This window comes from Flavobacterium sp. M31R6 (assembly GCF_013284035.1).
Taxonomy (GTDB): Bacteria; Bacteroidota; Bacteroidia; order Flavobacteriales; family Flavobacteriaceae; genus Flavobacterium.
Genome location: NZ_CP054141.1, coordinates 4,238,360 through 4,252,661, shown reverse-complemented (window position 1 = coordinate 4,252,661; position 14,302 = coordinate 4,238,360). Strand labels below are relative to the sequence as shown.

Here is a 14,302-nt window from a genome sequence, read left to right as displayed (position 1 = left end):
TTTAATTATCATGGAACAAAGATATCCACTTCCTCCATTTAATATGGAAACTGCTTTGCAAAAAGTACAATTGGCCGAAGATGCTTGGAATAGCAAAGACCCAGAACGTGTTGCTTTGGCCTATACTATTGATACGGAATGGCGTAATAGAACTGATTTTATTAATGGTCGAGATGCTGTTAAAGAATTTCTGAAAGGCAAATGGGAAAAAGAACTCGATTATAAACTAAAAAAAGAGTTATGGGGTTTTCGCGAAAATAGAATGGCGGTTCGTTTTGAATATGAATATCGAAATGTGGCTGGACAATGGTTTCGGGCCTACGGAAATGAAAACTGGGAGTTTGATGAAAATGGTTTGATGCGCAAACGATTTGCCAGTATCAATGATTTACCAATTGACGAGAAAGACAGAAAATTTAAATAATTTCTCATGGCCAAAAATTTCGCAGAAATAGCTTTTACCGATGCTGTCAAAGCATTGCAGGAGCAACACGGAAGCCGAAAAGGTTATGAACGAATGGAAAAGTTCAATATCATTGACGGTTTATCCCAAAATGAAATGGATTTTATAAGCAATCGAGACAGTTTTTATTTAGCCTCCATTGGTGAAAAAAATTTCCCTTACATTCAGCATCGCGGCGGACCCAAAAGTTTTGTGAAAGTCTTGGATAAAAATACTATTGGTTTTATCGATTTTTCAGGAAACAAGCAATATATATCGGTTGGAAATTTTGCAACCAACAATAATGTAGCGCTAATAATGATGGATTATCCCGCAAGGGCGAGACTGAAAATTTTAGCCAAAGCAGAAATTATTGAACTCAAGGACAATCCAGAATTACTGTCCAAACTCGATTTAGATGACTATCAGTTTCGTCCAGAACGGATGATGCTTTTTCATATTGAAGCTTTTGATTGGAATTGTCCTCAGCATATCAAACAGCGGTTTACTTTGGAAGAAATACAAATTGCTTTTGAACCAAAGTTTCAATACATTTCAAAATTAGAAGAAGAAATAGAAAATCTTAAAAGCAGACTAAAAGACTCTGGTTTAAACTAAATTTGTTCATAAAAATAGAATCGTATGATAGATCAATCCACTTTTACTTTAGTCAATCCACAAAACGGAAATTTGGCTTTCAAACTTTTTTCTTTAGAAAGCTTATCTTGTTTTGACCACATTCAGCGATTGAATTATTATTCATTAATATGGGTTCAAAAGGGGAAAGGTAAAGTAAAAGTAGATTTTTCAGAATATGATTTTTCAGAAAATCAATTATTGGCTTTTGCGCCATATCAGCCTTTTATGTTGTCATCCACTGATGCCATCGAGGGAAAAGTGATTCATTTTCATCCCGATTTTTTTTGCATTATGAAACACCACGATGAAGTAGCTTGCAATGGGGTTTTGTTCAACAATATTTATGAACCTCCGTATGTAATAATTGATGAAGGGGCTAGAGCTACATTCAATATGGTTTTGGAACAAATGAAGATTGAAATGCAGAATCCAGCATTGGCACAATATGAGTTGTTGATATCCTATTTGAAAATTTTTCTCATTACAGCTTCTCGATTAAAAAAAGAGCAGCAACCAAAAGAGTTTGTTTCAATAGAAGAAAATACAGCGCCATTTATTCTTCAAAATTTAAAAAATTTCATTGAGCAGAATTTCAAAACCAAACATTCTGCAAGTGATTATGCCGATTTACTTAATATTTCTCCAAAGGCTTTAGCCAAAATCACCAAAAATCACTTCAATAAAACATTGACTAATTTAATTGCAGAACGCATTATCATCGAAGCCAAAAGGGAATTGTACTTAACGAATAAACCAGTTAAAGAAATTGCCTATGAACTTGGGTACGATGATGAGCATTATTTTAGTCGTTTCTTTAAAATCAATGCCGAAGTTTCTCCTCAGATGTATCGTGATACCGTTGGTTTTGCCAAGGCAGTCAGTTGATTTAGATAAATTTTGCCTCCAATGTAAACTACCTGACATTTTGCTTTTTATTACTACTCTAAATTTGTAGTATCAAAATAGATAAACTAAAAAAAAGTTATCATGAAAAGAGTAATTGTACTGCTGTTGGTTGTTTTTGGATTCTCGGTAACATTCGCACAAAGTTCAGCCAAAAAATTATCCGAATATAATTTGGAAAAAAGAGTCGCCATTCAAGGCTACGATCCCGTGTCTTATTTTAAACAAAATAAAGCCATAAAGGGTAAAAAAGAAATTTTTACTACTTACGATGGGGTTATTTATCAATTTTCTTCTGCCGCAAATAAAGAAACTTTCTTGAAAAGTCCAGCTTCTTTCGAGCCACAATACGGTGGTTGGTGTGCCTATGCGATGGGAAGTGTCGGCGAAAAAGTCGAAATAAATCCTGAGACTTTCAAAATTATTGATGGGAAATTGTATTTGTTTTATAATGCTTATTTCAATAATACTTTAAAAAGTTGGAACAAGGAGGAAGTTAGTTTGAAAGCAAAAGCGGATACCAATTGGAAGAAAATTATAAAGTAAGAAATCATGAAAACATCAATTTTAATTTGGATTGTGCGATTAACGGCAGCAATCATTTTATTGCAAACGCTGTATTTTAAATTCACGGCCGCCGAAGAAAGTGTTTATATTTTCTCTACCTTAGGAATAGAACCGTACGGCAGAATTGGATCTGGAATAGCCGAGTTAATCGCTGCTATTTTAATTCTGATTCCAAGAACAACTTGGTTAGGTGCATTAATGGGAGCAGGAGTAATGCTTGGCGCTATTTTATCACATCTTTTTGTATTGGGAATCGAGGTTAAAAATGATGGAGGCGAGTTGTTTATTTTAGCAATAATTACCTTTCTTTGTTGTATTGCATTGATTTATTGGAATAAAAGTAAAATTATCAACCTCTTAAAAATGAAACTATAATATGCTAATTCCATCTATAAACAATAGCCTGGACGAACTGATTGAATTGCTCAATCAATTGTCTGATGAGGAATATTCTAAATCTTGTTTTGAACTGAGTGGTTCCAGTATAGGAGAACATACGCGACATATCGTTGAAATGTTTCAGTGCTTAGTAAGAAATTATGATTCAGGAATCGTGAATTATGATAAAAGAGATCGTAATAAATTGATAGAAACCAATACTGATTTTGCTATTCAAGTGATTTTGGATAGCAAAAACAGCATTTCAAAAGAAAATAAAAATCTAGAACTGCAACAAATCATTGATGGTAATGCTGTCCATATTCAAAGCAATTATTATCGAGAATTATTATATAATTTGGAACATTGCATTCATCATCAAGCTTTAATTAAAGTGGCGATTTTAAAATGTGAAAGCATAGCCGTTGACGATAATTTTGGAGTGGCTCGTTCTACAATTGAATATAGAAAACAATGTGTACAGTAAGTTTTGTTTGTTCCAATGATAAAGTTATCATTACTTCGAATCGGGATGAAAAAATAATAAGGCCAAGTGCAATTCCACCAAAGAATTACACGTTGAACGGGAAAAATATTATTTATCCAAAAGACTCCAAAGCAGGAGGAACTTGGTTTGTGGTGGATGAAAACGGAACGGTTTTGGTTTTGTTAAACGGAGCCAACGAAAAACACCAAGTGCAATTGCCTTATCGAAAAAGCCGTGGTCAAATTGTTCTCGAAATGATAAGTAGCGTGTCACCAAAGGTTTTTTGGAATGAAATTGATTTAGAAAACATCGAGCCGTTTACTTTAGTTTTGTTTCAGGATAAACAGCTTTTTCAATTGCGTTGGAATGGAATCGAAAAATCAACTATAGTTTTAGAAACTGATAAAAATTATGTTTGGTCATCGTCAACCCTTTATTCAAAAGATATTCGAGAGCAACGTTCGAATTGGTTTTATTCTTTTTTAGTTGCCAATCCTGAAATTACAGAAGAAAAAATGCTGCATTTTCATCGCTATACCGAAACGGATAATACCGAACATGGCTTGGTGATTAATCGAAACAATGAGCTGAAAACTTTGAGCATTACACAGGCTGTAATCGAGAAAAACAAAGTGATAATGTATCATTTGGACTTGATCGCAGAAAATGAATATTCCAAAACATTTATATGCATTTAATAAAGCTTAATAAACAATTACAAAATTGAAACTATTCATCCATAAATTGATCCACTGGGAATACTGGCCCTTTCAAATAGTGTATATACCTATATATTTTTTATGGGCCTACTATTCGATCAAAGCAAAATCCATTTTTTTCTTTAACGCATCCAATCCGACCATCAAAAATGGCGGTTTTATGATGGAAAGCAAAAAGCAGATTTACAATCTAATTCCAAAAAAATATTATCCTAGAACGGAATTGGTGAAAGCGGGAACTTCTATTGTAGAAATAAATAAAGTATTGGAAAATTCTGGAATTAAATATCCCTTTATTGCCAAACCGGATATCGGTTTGCGAGGTTCCGCCGTAAAAAAAATAGAAACTTCAGACGATTTAAAACAATATACAGAAAGAGCGAATTTCGACTTTATTGTACAGGATTTGATTCCGTATGAAAATGAAATAGGTGTTTTTTATGTCCGCTATCCACACGAAAAGGTTGGCAGAATTACAGGTATAGTTGCTAAGGAATTTTTAATCATTACAGGAAATGGAGTGGCTACTATCGAAGAATTGATAAAAGAAAATCCCCGATATGAATTGCAATTAAAAGTTTTGAGACAGGAGTATGGAAGTAAGTTGCGAGAAGTTTTGCCTGAGGGCGAAAAAATAAATCTCGTGCCTTACGGAAATCATGCGCGTGGTGCCAAATTTATTGATGTAAGTCATTGGTTAACCCCGAAGCTTACCGATACTTTTAACGAAATGTGTGTGCAAATTCCAGGGTTTTATTTTGGAAGATTGGATATAATGTATGGTTCGTTTGAAGATTTGGAAAAAGGGATAAACTTCTCTGTTGTCGAACTGAATGGAGCTGCAAGTGAACCAACTCATATTTACGACCCCAAACACAACTTGTTATTTGCATGGAAAGAACTCGCTCGACACATTACCTATATGTTTGAGATAAGTGTCGCTAATTATCAAAATGGATTTCCTTATTTGGAACACAAAGCAGGTATGAAAGAATACCGTCTGCACCAAAAACAGAATCAGAAAATTATCAATTTCCAGTAAATGAAAGCCTTAAAAAATATAATCGTTGGATTTATCGTGAGCTTTGTGGGTTCACTGCCTTTGGGTTATTTGAATATTATAGGAGTTGAGATTTTGGCAAAACTGGGAATGAATTCTTTGGTTTTTTATTTATTGGGTGTGATTTTTATCGAGGCAGTTGTTATTTATTTTACCGTTATTTTTTCAAACCAATTGGCTGAAAACAAAAAATTGATGAAGAGCATCGAATTTTTTGCTATCTTTTTTCTTTTGATAATTGCTTATGCATTTTATGCCTATTCGAATCAAACGAATCAGGAGCATGACTATTTGAAGGATTATATTCGGTATTCTCCTTTTTTGATTGGATTGGTGTTGTGTGGCTTGAATTTTCTCCAAATACCGTTTTGGATGGCTTGGAATTTGTATCTAATGAATGCCAAATACATAACTTTATCAAAGAAACTTAAATTTCATTATATTTTTGGAACTTTAGTTGGGACTTTTTTTGGAATGCTAGCCGTAATCGTTTTATTGAATTCACTTTCCGAAAAAATATTGGATTATTCCAAAATAATTATTCCAATTGTAATTCCTTTGTTTTTTGTGGTTTTGGCCTGTTTTCAGGCGCATAAAGTCTATAAAAAGTATTTAAAAAAAACTATTCGATAGACGGTTGACCCATATCATAAGCCAAAATGAAATAATTATTGTTGTTGAATTGGAAATCTCCAATAACCGACCATTTTAACTTTTCGATATGCGCTTTTTGTGAAGGTAAATTGGTTTTGTTAATGAAAGTGATACTGACTGGAAATCTTTTCAAAAGGTGTAGACGCATAAAATCAAAGAAAGGATTAATCAAGCCTTTTCCCCTGTATTTTTTGTCAATGCAAATAGGCCCGTATTGAAAAGTATTGGTGTCAGTCATCTTAAAATCTTTGAATGAAAGCCCAGGAAGCATAGGAGTCATGTGATTGAAAATAGCCCATTGGCTGAAATACTGCCAGCTCGCTGCAAAAATATAAGCTATGATTTTTTGGTTGTCTTTGGCAATAAACAAACCTTCTTGACGAATCACTTCCTGTAATTGTTCAACAGAAAAAGGAGTTGTAACAAATCCTGAAGTTTTTTCTTCTTCGGTCATATTGGATACCAAATAAAGATCCTGTAATGCTAATACGCCTTCTATGTCTGTGTTTTTTGCTACTTCAAATTGGATGTTTTCAATCATTTTTTATAAATTCTAGTTGAAATTATTTTCTGCAAAAATAAGTAAAGTTAAACTCATTACTTTATTTTGAGTTTTTGATCATTTGTTTTTTTATGCCAATATTTTTCAATAATTAATACGATTGTAATTCCTATGATATAAGTTAGTAGATCAATCCAAGAGAATGAAGTTCCAATGACTGTTCTGGCAGTTTTTGATTTTTCTAAACCTAGTTTTTCGACGATATTCAAAAATTGCAGAAATTCTATTGTGAAAGAGAAACCCAATACAGCTATCGCAGCAGTTAAAACCGGTAATTTGAGGAAGGATTTTAAAAAGCAATAGATTAGAATTACAACCAAAACATCCCCTAGATAAGGCCTGACAAAGCGGTCATTGATATAAAGTGCAATCAATACTTCAATAGAAAATAGTAGAATTGCAAAGCCAAAATAGTTTTTGTTAAATGTTAGCATAATATTGATTTACGAAAATATAAGGCAGTTTGTAATATTAAGTCTTTTTAAACTATTCTCCAGTTTTTCGGTTCTTGTTTTTATTTGTTGATTAAGATTTTTTGTCTATTTACTACAGGATAAAAATGTATTTTTTAAAATTTATAATTACAGTTTTTTAACTGTTTTGACTATTTTTGCTTCATGAAGAATATTATCATTACAGGAACCAGTAGAGGAATAGGTTTGGAGTTGGCTTTGCAGTTTGCCAATGCAGGACATCAGGTGCTTGCTTTGTCTAGAAAAACAAATCAAGCCTTAATTTCCCATAAAAACATTACTTGTCTTTCGGTCGATTTGTCTAGCGAAGGAGAATTGCAACAAGTAACTGATTTTCTTTCCTCCACTTGGAATAGAATAGATGCCGTTGTCCATAATGCCGGGAGTTTGTTGTTAAGACCCTTTTCAGAAACGACGCAACATGATTTCGAAAATATATACAAAGTCAATGTTTTTGGCGTAGCCAATTTAACCCGAATCTGTTTGCCATATTTGCAGAGTGGCAGTCATGTGGTAACCATAAGTTCTATGGGAGGTGTGCAGGGAAGTTTGAAGTTTGCTGGATTGGCAGCTTACAGTTCCAGTAAAGGAGCTGTAATTACCTTGTCCGAATTATTAGCCGAAGAATATAAAGAACGAGGAATTTCTTTTAATGTTTTGGCTTTGGGTTCTGTTCAAACCGAAATGTTGCAAGAAGCATTTCCAGGCTATCAAGCACCACTTTCGGCTAGTGAAATGGCCAATTATATTTATGATTTTACGCTTACAGGAAATAAATATTTTAACGGTAAAGTATTGCCCGTTTCTTCCACGAATCCTTAAGTACCCACTTTCTTGAGTTTTTTTGTGTTTCATAAAGCATATTATTTTTGATTTTTTTTAATCTAACCAAACCTACCATGATTGTAACTATGCGTGTTTTTAAAATTGTATTATTTTGTTTTTTTGTAGCAACCAACTTAAATGCTCAATCTTATAAAAGTGACTATCAGACTTTTTATAGTTTCGGTTTTCCTGAAAAGTATATTACAAATGAGTATCAATCTTTTTGCATTAAATTGGATTTATCAGCTCAGCCGACTAAAGTTATTATTGATGGCGAAGCAATGCAATCAAGAACAAGATTGGAGTATAATACTTTTTTTCAAGAAGATCAGTTGATCAATGGATTATCCTCACTCATCAATTTGCGTTATGATAAAGATTGTAATAAAATGGACGGCAAATTTATAGCTGACATAAAGATTAAGGATATTACCTATTATGGAGAAATAAAACAAAGCAGTAGTGGAGAAACTCCTTACTATTTTGAAGTTTTTTATGGGTATAATGTAGTTTGCCAACTGAAGAACAGCATGACAAATCAAACTTTTTTGGAGAAAACAATTGTGGTTAAAAATTCACATTCAAAGCCTGGAGCTGATAAAAATACAGATGGTACTCCTAGAATTTATAATTTCAAAACTAAAGCTGAAGTAAAAAGCTATCTAAATAAATACATTGAGGAAAATTTAATTGTGAATGAGTTAATTCATTCAATCCAGAGTACTGTCGCCCCTGCATTATCTTCCTGGTTAGATGTACAGTATTTTCCCAATACCTATTTTTTTTCTAGGATGTCTAAAGAAGATAAACATCCATTTTATAAAAAAATTAATGAAGAGATTGATCTTTTTAAAAATTGGAAGAAAGCTAATTCTGAGATTCAAACCAATTTATTGACATTAGAAGAAAATTCAGAATTTGTTAAAAATCATAATTTGCGGATAAAAGGAGATAATGTTAATGCGTTTGTCGATAGTAAAGCAAAAGAACGTTATAATTATGTTGTTGCAAGTAAAAATTTCTTAGGTAATTTTATTTTAAAGATGGAAGCATATTCGAAAGAATTTGATGTAAATGATAAAAAACAAAAAGAGGCGGTATGGGCTTGTTATATGAATATTGCTTCTAGTTTTTTGTTTTTGAATGATTTTAAAAGTAGTTTGGAGTATGTAGAAAAAGCTAAAGTATTAGATATTAGTAAGTCTAAAGTTAGGGAAATAGAAGAAAAAAATCTTAGTCTTCAAAAAGATTACCTTAATTTTTTTGATGCCGATGGAAATTTGAAAAAGGATTTAAATAATGGGTATTTAAAATATTTTAATATTTAACATTAGAGCAGGTTTAAATTATTTTAAACCTGCTCTAACAATTATTGATCTGTATTCAGTTTAGAAATAATCACTTGTCAAAATCTCATATAATTGCCCGAAACACTTTTAAAATATTTGCCGGAACATGCCGTAAAGCCAGTTTTTGAACTGATTGTTACGCATCAGGTGCATCTCAAAATTGTAAATGAGAGACAAACGCGTCATGGAGATTACCGAAAAGGAATGAATGGGAAACATGAAATTACGGTGAATGCGAGTCTCAATAAATACAAGTTTTTGATTACTCTGATTCATGAAATTTCGCATTTGGTGGCCTTTGAAAAATTTGGAAGACATATTAAGCCTCATGGGCACGAATGGAAACATTGTTTCCAAAGGATGATGGTGCCATTTATTCGACCAGAGATTTTTCCAAATCATTTGTTGCCATTACTGGCTCGACATTTTAGAAATCCGACCGCAAGCAGTGATACAGATACTACGTTGGCATTGGCTTTAAAGCAGTATGATAAACCAAATGATAAAAACTATATCTTTGATATTCCTTACGGTAGCGTTTTTCGAATTTCAAATGGAAAGATCTTCAAGAAAATAGCCATACGAACCAAACGATATGAATGTTTGGAAATAAGTTCCGGACGATTGTATTTATTTAACCCAAATGCCGAGGTAGAGTTGTTGCCTGGTTAAAAAATGATTAGCTATAAAGTAGCGAAGACAAAAAAATAAAATGAACAAAAATTATTACGCAATATTGATGGCAGGTGGAATCGGTTCGCGATTTTGGCCAGTAAGTACGAGAGAATTCCCGAAGCAATTTCATGATATGTTGGGTTCCGGAGAGACCTTAATTCAGAAAACATTTAGTCGATTATCGCAAATTATTCCGAAAGAGAATATTTTGATTCTGACACACGAAAGTTACAATGACTTGATTTTGGAGCAATTGCCAATGGTTAAACAAGAGCAAATTGTTTTGGAACCTGCCATGAGGAATACAGCTCCTTGTATTTTATATGCTTCATTAAAAATTAAAAAGCTGAACCCAAATGCAGTAATGGTTGTTGCACCAAGCGACCACTGGATTGAAGATGAAATGCAGTTTGTGGCTAATTTGCAACGCTCTTTTGATTTGTGCGAAAGAGAAGAGTCCTTAATGACACTAGGAATTTTGCCAACTTCTCCCAACACAGGCTATGGTTATATTGAATTTGACAAATTGGATAGTCGTTCCATAAAAAAAGTAATTCAGTTTAGAGAAAAACCAGATTCCAAAACAGCCAGACGATTCATTCAAAGCAGGAATTATTTGTGGAATGCAGGAATTTTTATCTGGAGCGTACGATCTATTTTAAAAGCTTTTGAAGAATTTCAACCAGAGATGTTTGCTCTTTTTATGGAGGGTTATGATATATACAACACTGAAAATGAAAATGCTTTTATTCAGTCCCATTATCCAAACGCTGAAAACATTTCCATTGATTATGCCATCATGGAAAATGCCCAAAATGTCTATGTTCTACCAGCCACTTTTGATTGGAACGATCTCGGAACTTGGGGCTCATTGCATGAAAAACTACCAAAAGACGATAATAATAATGCGGTGGTAAATGCAATCGTGCTATTGCAGAACGCATCAAATAATATTATTAGAACCGCTATTGGAAAACAAGTGATTGTTGATGGACTTGATGATTATATTATTGTAGACAAAGATTCTGTCTTATTGATTTATCCTAAAAGTAAGGAACAAGAGATAAAAGCAATTGTATCTCAGTTGAAATCCTAATAAATACTTTTTTTCCATTAAATAAAAAAGTGAATTCTTGAGAATTTTGAGGAGACTCAATTTTCAGAAAGGGATCATTTTTTTTATTTTTTAAAATCCACCAAATCATATGTCTAAAAACGAAAACCAATTTCTCATCTATCTCGCTTTTGCGGCTATCTTTATCATTTGGGGAAGCACTTATTTCTTTATCTTTTTGGGACTTGAAACGATTCCGCCATTTATGTTGATGGGAATGCGATTTGTAATTGCGGGTTTACTTTTGTTGATTTTGATAAAAGCACAAGGGAATTTAAAGAGACCAAGTAAGGAAGCCATAATCAAAAATTCAATTTACGGAACCCTTTTGCTTGTTGGTGGAACAGGATCGGTGATGTGGGCAGAACAATTTGTTCCTTCAGGAATTGCTTCTATTGTAGTTTGTAGTTTGCCTTTTTGGTTCTTAATGCTGGATTATCCAAAGTGGAAAGAAAACTTTTCAAACATTAATTCGCTTTTGGGATTGATTATTGGTTTTGCTGGGGTTATAATCCTTTTTGATGTCAATGAATCTGTTTTTTCAGATCATTTTGTTTTAGGTGTAATAGTAATTATTGCCGGAGGAATTTCTTGGGCACTAGGTTCTTTGTTCTCTAGATACTATCCAACAGATTTGCCTACCTTGATGAATGTCGCTTTGCAAATGCTAAGCGCAGGATTGTTTTGTTTCATGCTGTCTTATTTCACGAAAGAGACCTATGGTTTTGTTTTTGGCAATATATCATTAACTTCTTGGTTGAGTTTGGGATATCTTATTGTTTTTGGGATACTGGCTTTTGTTGCTTATTTATGGCTAATAACGAAGCGCTCATTGATACAAGTTGGAACGTATGTTTATGTAAACCCAGTTATAGCAGTTTTTTTAGGTTGGTTGTTTGCCAAAGAAACCATAAGTGCAAAACAAATACTTGCCTTAATTGTGATTCTAATAGGCGTGGTTCTAATCAACTGGGCTGGATATCGAAAGACTTTATTTGAAAAAAGTAAAGTCTAATTTATCCTTTAAGATAAGCTTCTCTTACTTTTTTGAATAATTCGGAAGAATAAACAAATTCAACAATAGCTTCATTCTCGGTAAGGAAAATTTCTTCTTTGGTGCCTTCCCAGGCTTTTACACCATTTTTTAGAAACAAAATATGATCCCCAATTTCCATTACGGAATTCATATCATGAGTGTTTACGACGGTTGTGATATTGTATTCCTCCGTAATTTCTCGGATTAAATTATCTATCAAAATTGCGGTGTTTGGATCTAATCCCGAATTGGGTTCGTCACAAAACAAATATTTAGGATTGTTTACAATAGCACGTGCAATAGCAACCCTTTTTTGCATTCCTCCAGAAATTTCAGAGGGTAGTTTTTTGTGAGCGCCTACTAGATTTACTCTTTCTAAAACAAAATCCACACGTTTTTGGATTTTGGCATTGCTGTCTTTGGTAAACATTTTTAAAGGAAAACCCACGTTTTCCGAAACGGTCATACTGTCAAAAAGAGCACTTCCTTGAAAAAGCATACCAATTTCGGTGCGAATTTCTCTTTTTTCATCGGCACTTAATTCAGAGTAAATGCGACCATCAAAAGAAATTGTTCCTACTTCTGGTGTATGAATTCCTAATAATGATTTTAATAAAACAGTTTTTCCAGATCCACTTTGTCCGATAATCAAATTGGTTTTTCCTGCTTCAAAAACACAAGAAACTCCTTTAAGAATTTTGACACCGCCAAATGATTTTTCTATGTTTTTTATTTCTATCATTTTGTTAAGAGTAATTGGGTAATAATATAATTTAGCAAGATGATGGTAACTGAAGTCCATACAAAAGATACAGTACTGGCTTTACCAACTTCAAGTGCTCCACCTTTCATGTAAAAGCCATGAAAAGAAGGAATAGTGGCTAGTAGCATACCAAAAATAAAAGTTTTGGTAAAAGCATATGCAATGTGGAAAGGGATAAAATCTCTTTGAATACCTTCGATAAAGTCAATACTAGCTCCAAAACCACCATAAACAGTTGCGATATATCCACCTGCAATACCTAAAAACATTCCAATACCTATTAGAAAAGGATATAAAAGTAAAGCTATAATTTTTGGGAAAACCAAATAATTAAGAGAGTTTACGCCCATTACTTCTAACGCATCGATTTGTTCGGTAACGCGCATCGATCCTATACTGGATGTTATAAAAGAGCCCATTTTTCCTGCCATAATGATAGACATGAAAGTTGGTGCAAATTCTAAAATTACCGACTGACGTGTGGCATATCCAATAAGATATTTTGGAATAAAAGAATTAGTTAGATTCAAAGCCGTTTGCATAGAAACAACTCCGCCGACGAAGAAAGAAATGAAAGCAACAATTCCCAACGAATCAATAATTAAATCATCGACTTCTTTGAAAATTAAACCTTTCATAACAGACCATTTTGTTGGTTTGTTGAAGATTTCTTTCCACATTAAAAAATATTTCCCGATTTGGGATAAATAGCGAATGAGCATCATAATTATATAGAATATGGGCTAAATTACAAACTTGTTGTGAGTTATAAGTTATGCGTTATGGGTTTTTCCTTAGAAAAGTTTTTGTTTCATTTTTTGTAAACGATAATTTCGAATGAAACGGGCTTGTTCTTTGGTTACCAATAAAGGAGTTTTGGCCTTTTTGGCTTTCCAAAAACCTTGGATGTAATCCAAGAAAAGCAATGGTTTCTTTTTCATCATGGCTAATTTCACCGATGCGATTGCTGTAATCCAGAAACCATATCCAAGAGTGTAAAAAGCCTCACCTTGTTTGTAACGTGATGTTTTGTTATAATTAGCACCTGTTGGTTTGAGGTGTTTTACATGTAAACTCGAATCTGTGACTACTTTCCAATTGTAGTATTTGCAAAGTAATTCGTCAACTGTATCCCAGCCCATAGCAGGTTTTAAGCCTCCAATTTGTTGGAAAGTTTCTTTTCGATAGGCTTTTAATGCGCCTCTAATATGATCTTTATCGGTAAGGTTTTCTAAAACCCAGTCGCCATTTTTTTCGATATAACAAAATCCGCCTGCCATTCCGATTGTTGCGTCGGATTGAAAATGTTTAATTACGGTTTCGAAATAATTAGAAGGAAAAATTAAATCGGCGTCAATTTTTACGATTAAATCGTAATCTTCGTCCAAAGTTTCAAATCCTTTCTGAAAAGCTTGAATCACCTTGCTTCCAGGTAAATGTATCGCTTCGGAAGTTTTGTTTGCCAGAGTAATAAACGGATTGTCTTTGGCGAAAGCCAAAACAATTTCGGCAGTTTTATCGGTCGAATTATCATTGACAACCACTACTTTTTTTGGTAAAACAGTTTGCGAAATCAAGGATTGCAAGGTCAAAGCGATAAAAGCCTCTTCGTTGTAGGTCGGAATTACGATGTAATATTTCATTTGTTTTGTTCAA

19 protein-coding genes are annotated in these 14,302 nt (G+C 33.3%); 14 read left to right on the top strand and 5 right to left on the bottom strand.

Annotated features, from left to right (window positions below):
• Nucleotides 1-10: 10 nt before the first annotated feature.
• From HQN62_RS17960 to HQN62_RS17920, 9 genes are all read left to right on the top strand, one after another.
• Entirely contained in the window at nt 11-424 is a 414-nt protein-coding gene (locus HQN62_RS17960; RefSeq protein WP_173505359.1) for a nuclear transport factor 2 family protein, read from the top strand.
• Between the two features lie 6 nt (nt 425-430).
• On the top strand, nt 431-1,060 hold the full coding sequence (locus HQN62_RS17955; protein ID WP_173505358.1) for a pyridoxamine 5'-phosphate oxidase family protein: 630 nt from the start codon (nt 431-433) through the stop codon (nt 1,058-1,060).
• Nucleotides 1,061-1,084: 24 nt separating this feature from the next.
• Nucleotides 1,085-1,966: a helix-turn-helix domain-containing protein gene (locus HQN62_RS17950; RefSeq protein WP_173505357.1), complete on the top strand. Its 882-nt coding sequence runs from the start codon at nt 1,085-1,087 to the stop codon at nt 1,964-1,966.
• Nucleotides 1,967-2,068: 102 nt separating this feature from the next.
• Nucleotides 2,069-2,530 (top strand): YHS domain-containing (seleno)protein, encoded by a 462-nt coding sequence (locus tag HQN62_RS17945; RefSeq protein WP_173505356.1) that lies wholly within the window; start codon nt 2,069-2,071, stop codon nt 2,528-2,530.
• A gap of 6 nt (nt 2,531-2,536) precedes the next feature.
• Complete coding sequence (locus tag HQN62_RS17940; protein WP_173505355.1) at nt 2,537-2,926, top strand: DoxX family protein; 390 nt, start codon at nt 2,537-2,539, stop codon at nt 2,924-2,926.
• 1 nt (nt 2,927) lies between these two features.
• A complete protein-coding gene (locus HQN62_RS17935; RefSeq protein ID WP_173505354.1) occupies nt 2,928-3,416 on the top strand; it encodes a DinB family protein in 489 nt (162 codons plus the stop codon).
• Nucleotides 3,404-4,114 (top strand): NRDE family protein, encoded by a 711-nt coding sequence (locus HQN62_RS17930; protein WP_173505353.1) that lies wholly within the window; start codon nt 3,404-3,406, stop codon nt 4,112-4,114. The genes HQN62_RS17935 and HQN62_RS17930 overlap by 13 nt, the downstream gene beginning before the upstream one ends.
• A 181-nt stretch (nt 4,115-4,295) precedes the next feature.
• On the top strand, nt 4,296-5,177 hold the full coding sequence (locus HQN62_RS17925; RefSeq protein ID WP_371811618.1) for an ATP-grasp domain-containing protein: 882 nt from the start codon (nt 4,296-4,298) through the stop codon (nt 5,175-5,177).
• Nucleotides 5,178-5,828, top strand: coding sequence for a hypothetical protein (locus HQN62_RS17920; RefSeq protein WP_173505351.1), 651 nt, complete (start codon nt 5,178-5,180; stop codon nt 5,826-5,828).
• Here HQN62_RS17920 and HQN62_RS17915 read toward each other — a convergent pair.
• Both HQN62_RS17915 and HQN62_RS17910 read right to left on the bottom strand, forming a co-directional pair.
• Nucleotides 5,818-6,390 (bottom strand): GNAT family acetyltransferase, encoded by a 573-nt coding sequence (locus HQN62_RS17915; protein WP_173505350.1) that lies wholly within the window; start codon nt 6,388-6,390, stop codon nt 5,818-5,820. The two genes, HQN62_RS17920 and HQN62_RS17915, sit on opposite strands and share 11 nt — an antisense overlap.
• A 56-nt stretch (nt 6,391-6,446) precedes the next feature.
• Nucleotides 6,447-6,845 (bottom strand): ribosomal maturation YjgA family protein, encoded by a 399-nt coding sequence (locus HQN62_RS17910; RefSeq protein ID WP_173505349.1) that lies wholly within the window; start codon nt 6,843-6,845, stop codon nt 6,447-6,449.
• Between the two features lie 183 nt (nt 6,846-7,028).
• Here HQN62_RS17910 and HQN62_RS17905 point away from each other — a divergent pair, with 183 nt between their 5' ends.
• The 5 genes from HQN62_RS17905 to HQN62_RS17885 all read left to right on the top strand — a co-directional run bounded on the left by HQN62_RS17905 (nt 7,029) and on the right by HQN62_RS17885 (nt 11,862).
• Nucleotides 7,029-7,706 (top strand): SDR family NAD(P)-dependent oxidoreductase, encoded by a 678-nt coding sequence (locus HQN62_RS17905; protein ID WP_173505348.1) that lies wholly within the window; start codon nt 7,029-7,031, stop codon nt 7,704-7,706.
• Nucleotides 7,707-7,783: 77 nt separating this feature from the next.
• Nucleotides 7,784-9,037, top strand: a complete 1,254-nt coding sequence (locus tag HQN62_RS17900) for a hypothetical protein (RefSeq protein WP_173505347.1) — start codon at nt 7,784-7,786, stop codon at nt 9,035-9,037.
• Nucleotides 9,038-9,130: 93 nt separating this feature from the next.
• Entirely contained in the window at nt 9,131-9,730 is a 600-nt protein-coding gene (locus HQN62_RS17895; protein ID WP_173505346.1) for a SprT-like domain-containing protein, read from the top strand.
• Between the two features lie 40 nt (nt 9,731-9,770).
• Nucleotides 9,771-10,829: a mannose-1-phosphate guanylyltransferase gene (locus HQN62_RS17890; protein ID WP_116797139.1), complete on the top strand. Its 1,059-nt coding sequence runs from the start codon at nt 9,771-9,773 to the stop codon at nt 10,827-10,829.
• Between the two features lie 109 nt (nt 10,830-10,938).
• The gene (locus HQN62_RS17885) at nt 10,939-11,862 is read left to right on the top strand and encodes an EamA family transporter (protein WP_173505345.1); all 924 of its coding nucleotides are present in this window, start codon (nt 10,939-10,941) and stop codon (nt 11,860-11,862) included.
• 1 nt (nt 11,863) lies between these two features.
• Here the strand turns inward: HQN62_RS17885 and HQN62_RS17880 are convergent, their stop codons facing one another.
• The 3 genes from HQN62_RS17880 to HQN62_RS17870 form a co-directional block, all read right to left on the bottom strand.
• A complete protein-coding gene (locus HQN62_RS17880; RefSeq protein WP_116797143.1) occupies nt 11,864-12,625 on the bottom strand; it encodes an ABC transporter ATP-binding protein in 762 nt (253 codons plus the stop codon).
• Entirely contained in the window at nt 12,622-13,371 is a 750-nt protein-coding gene (locus tag HQN62_RS17875) for an MlaE family ABC transporter permease (RefSeq protein WP_116797144.1), read from the bottom strand. Before HQN62_RS17875 ends, HQN62_RS17880 begins: the two co-directional genes overlap by 4 nt.
• Before the next feature lie 69 nt (nt 13,372-13,440).
• A complete protein-coding gene (locus HQN62_RS17870; protein WP_173505344.1) occupies nt 13,441-14,289 on the bottom strand; it encodes a glycosyltransferase family 2 protein in 849 nt (282 codons plus the stop codon).
• Nucleotides 14,290-14,302 lie beyond the last annotated feature (13 nt).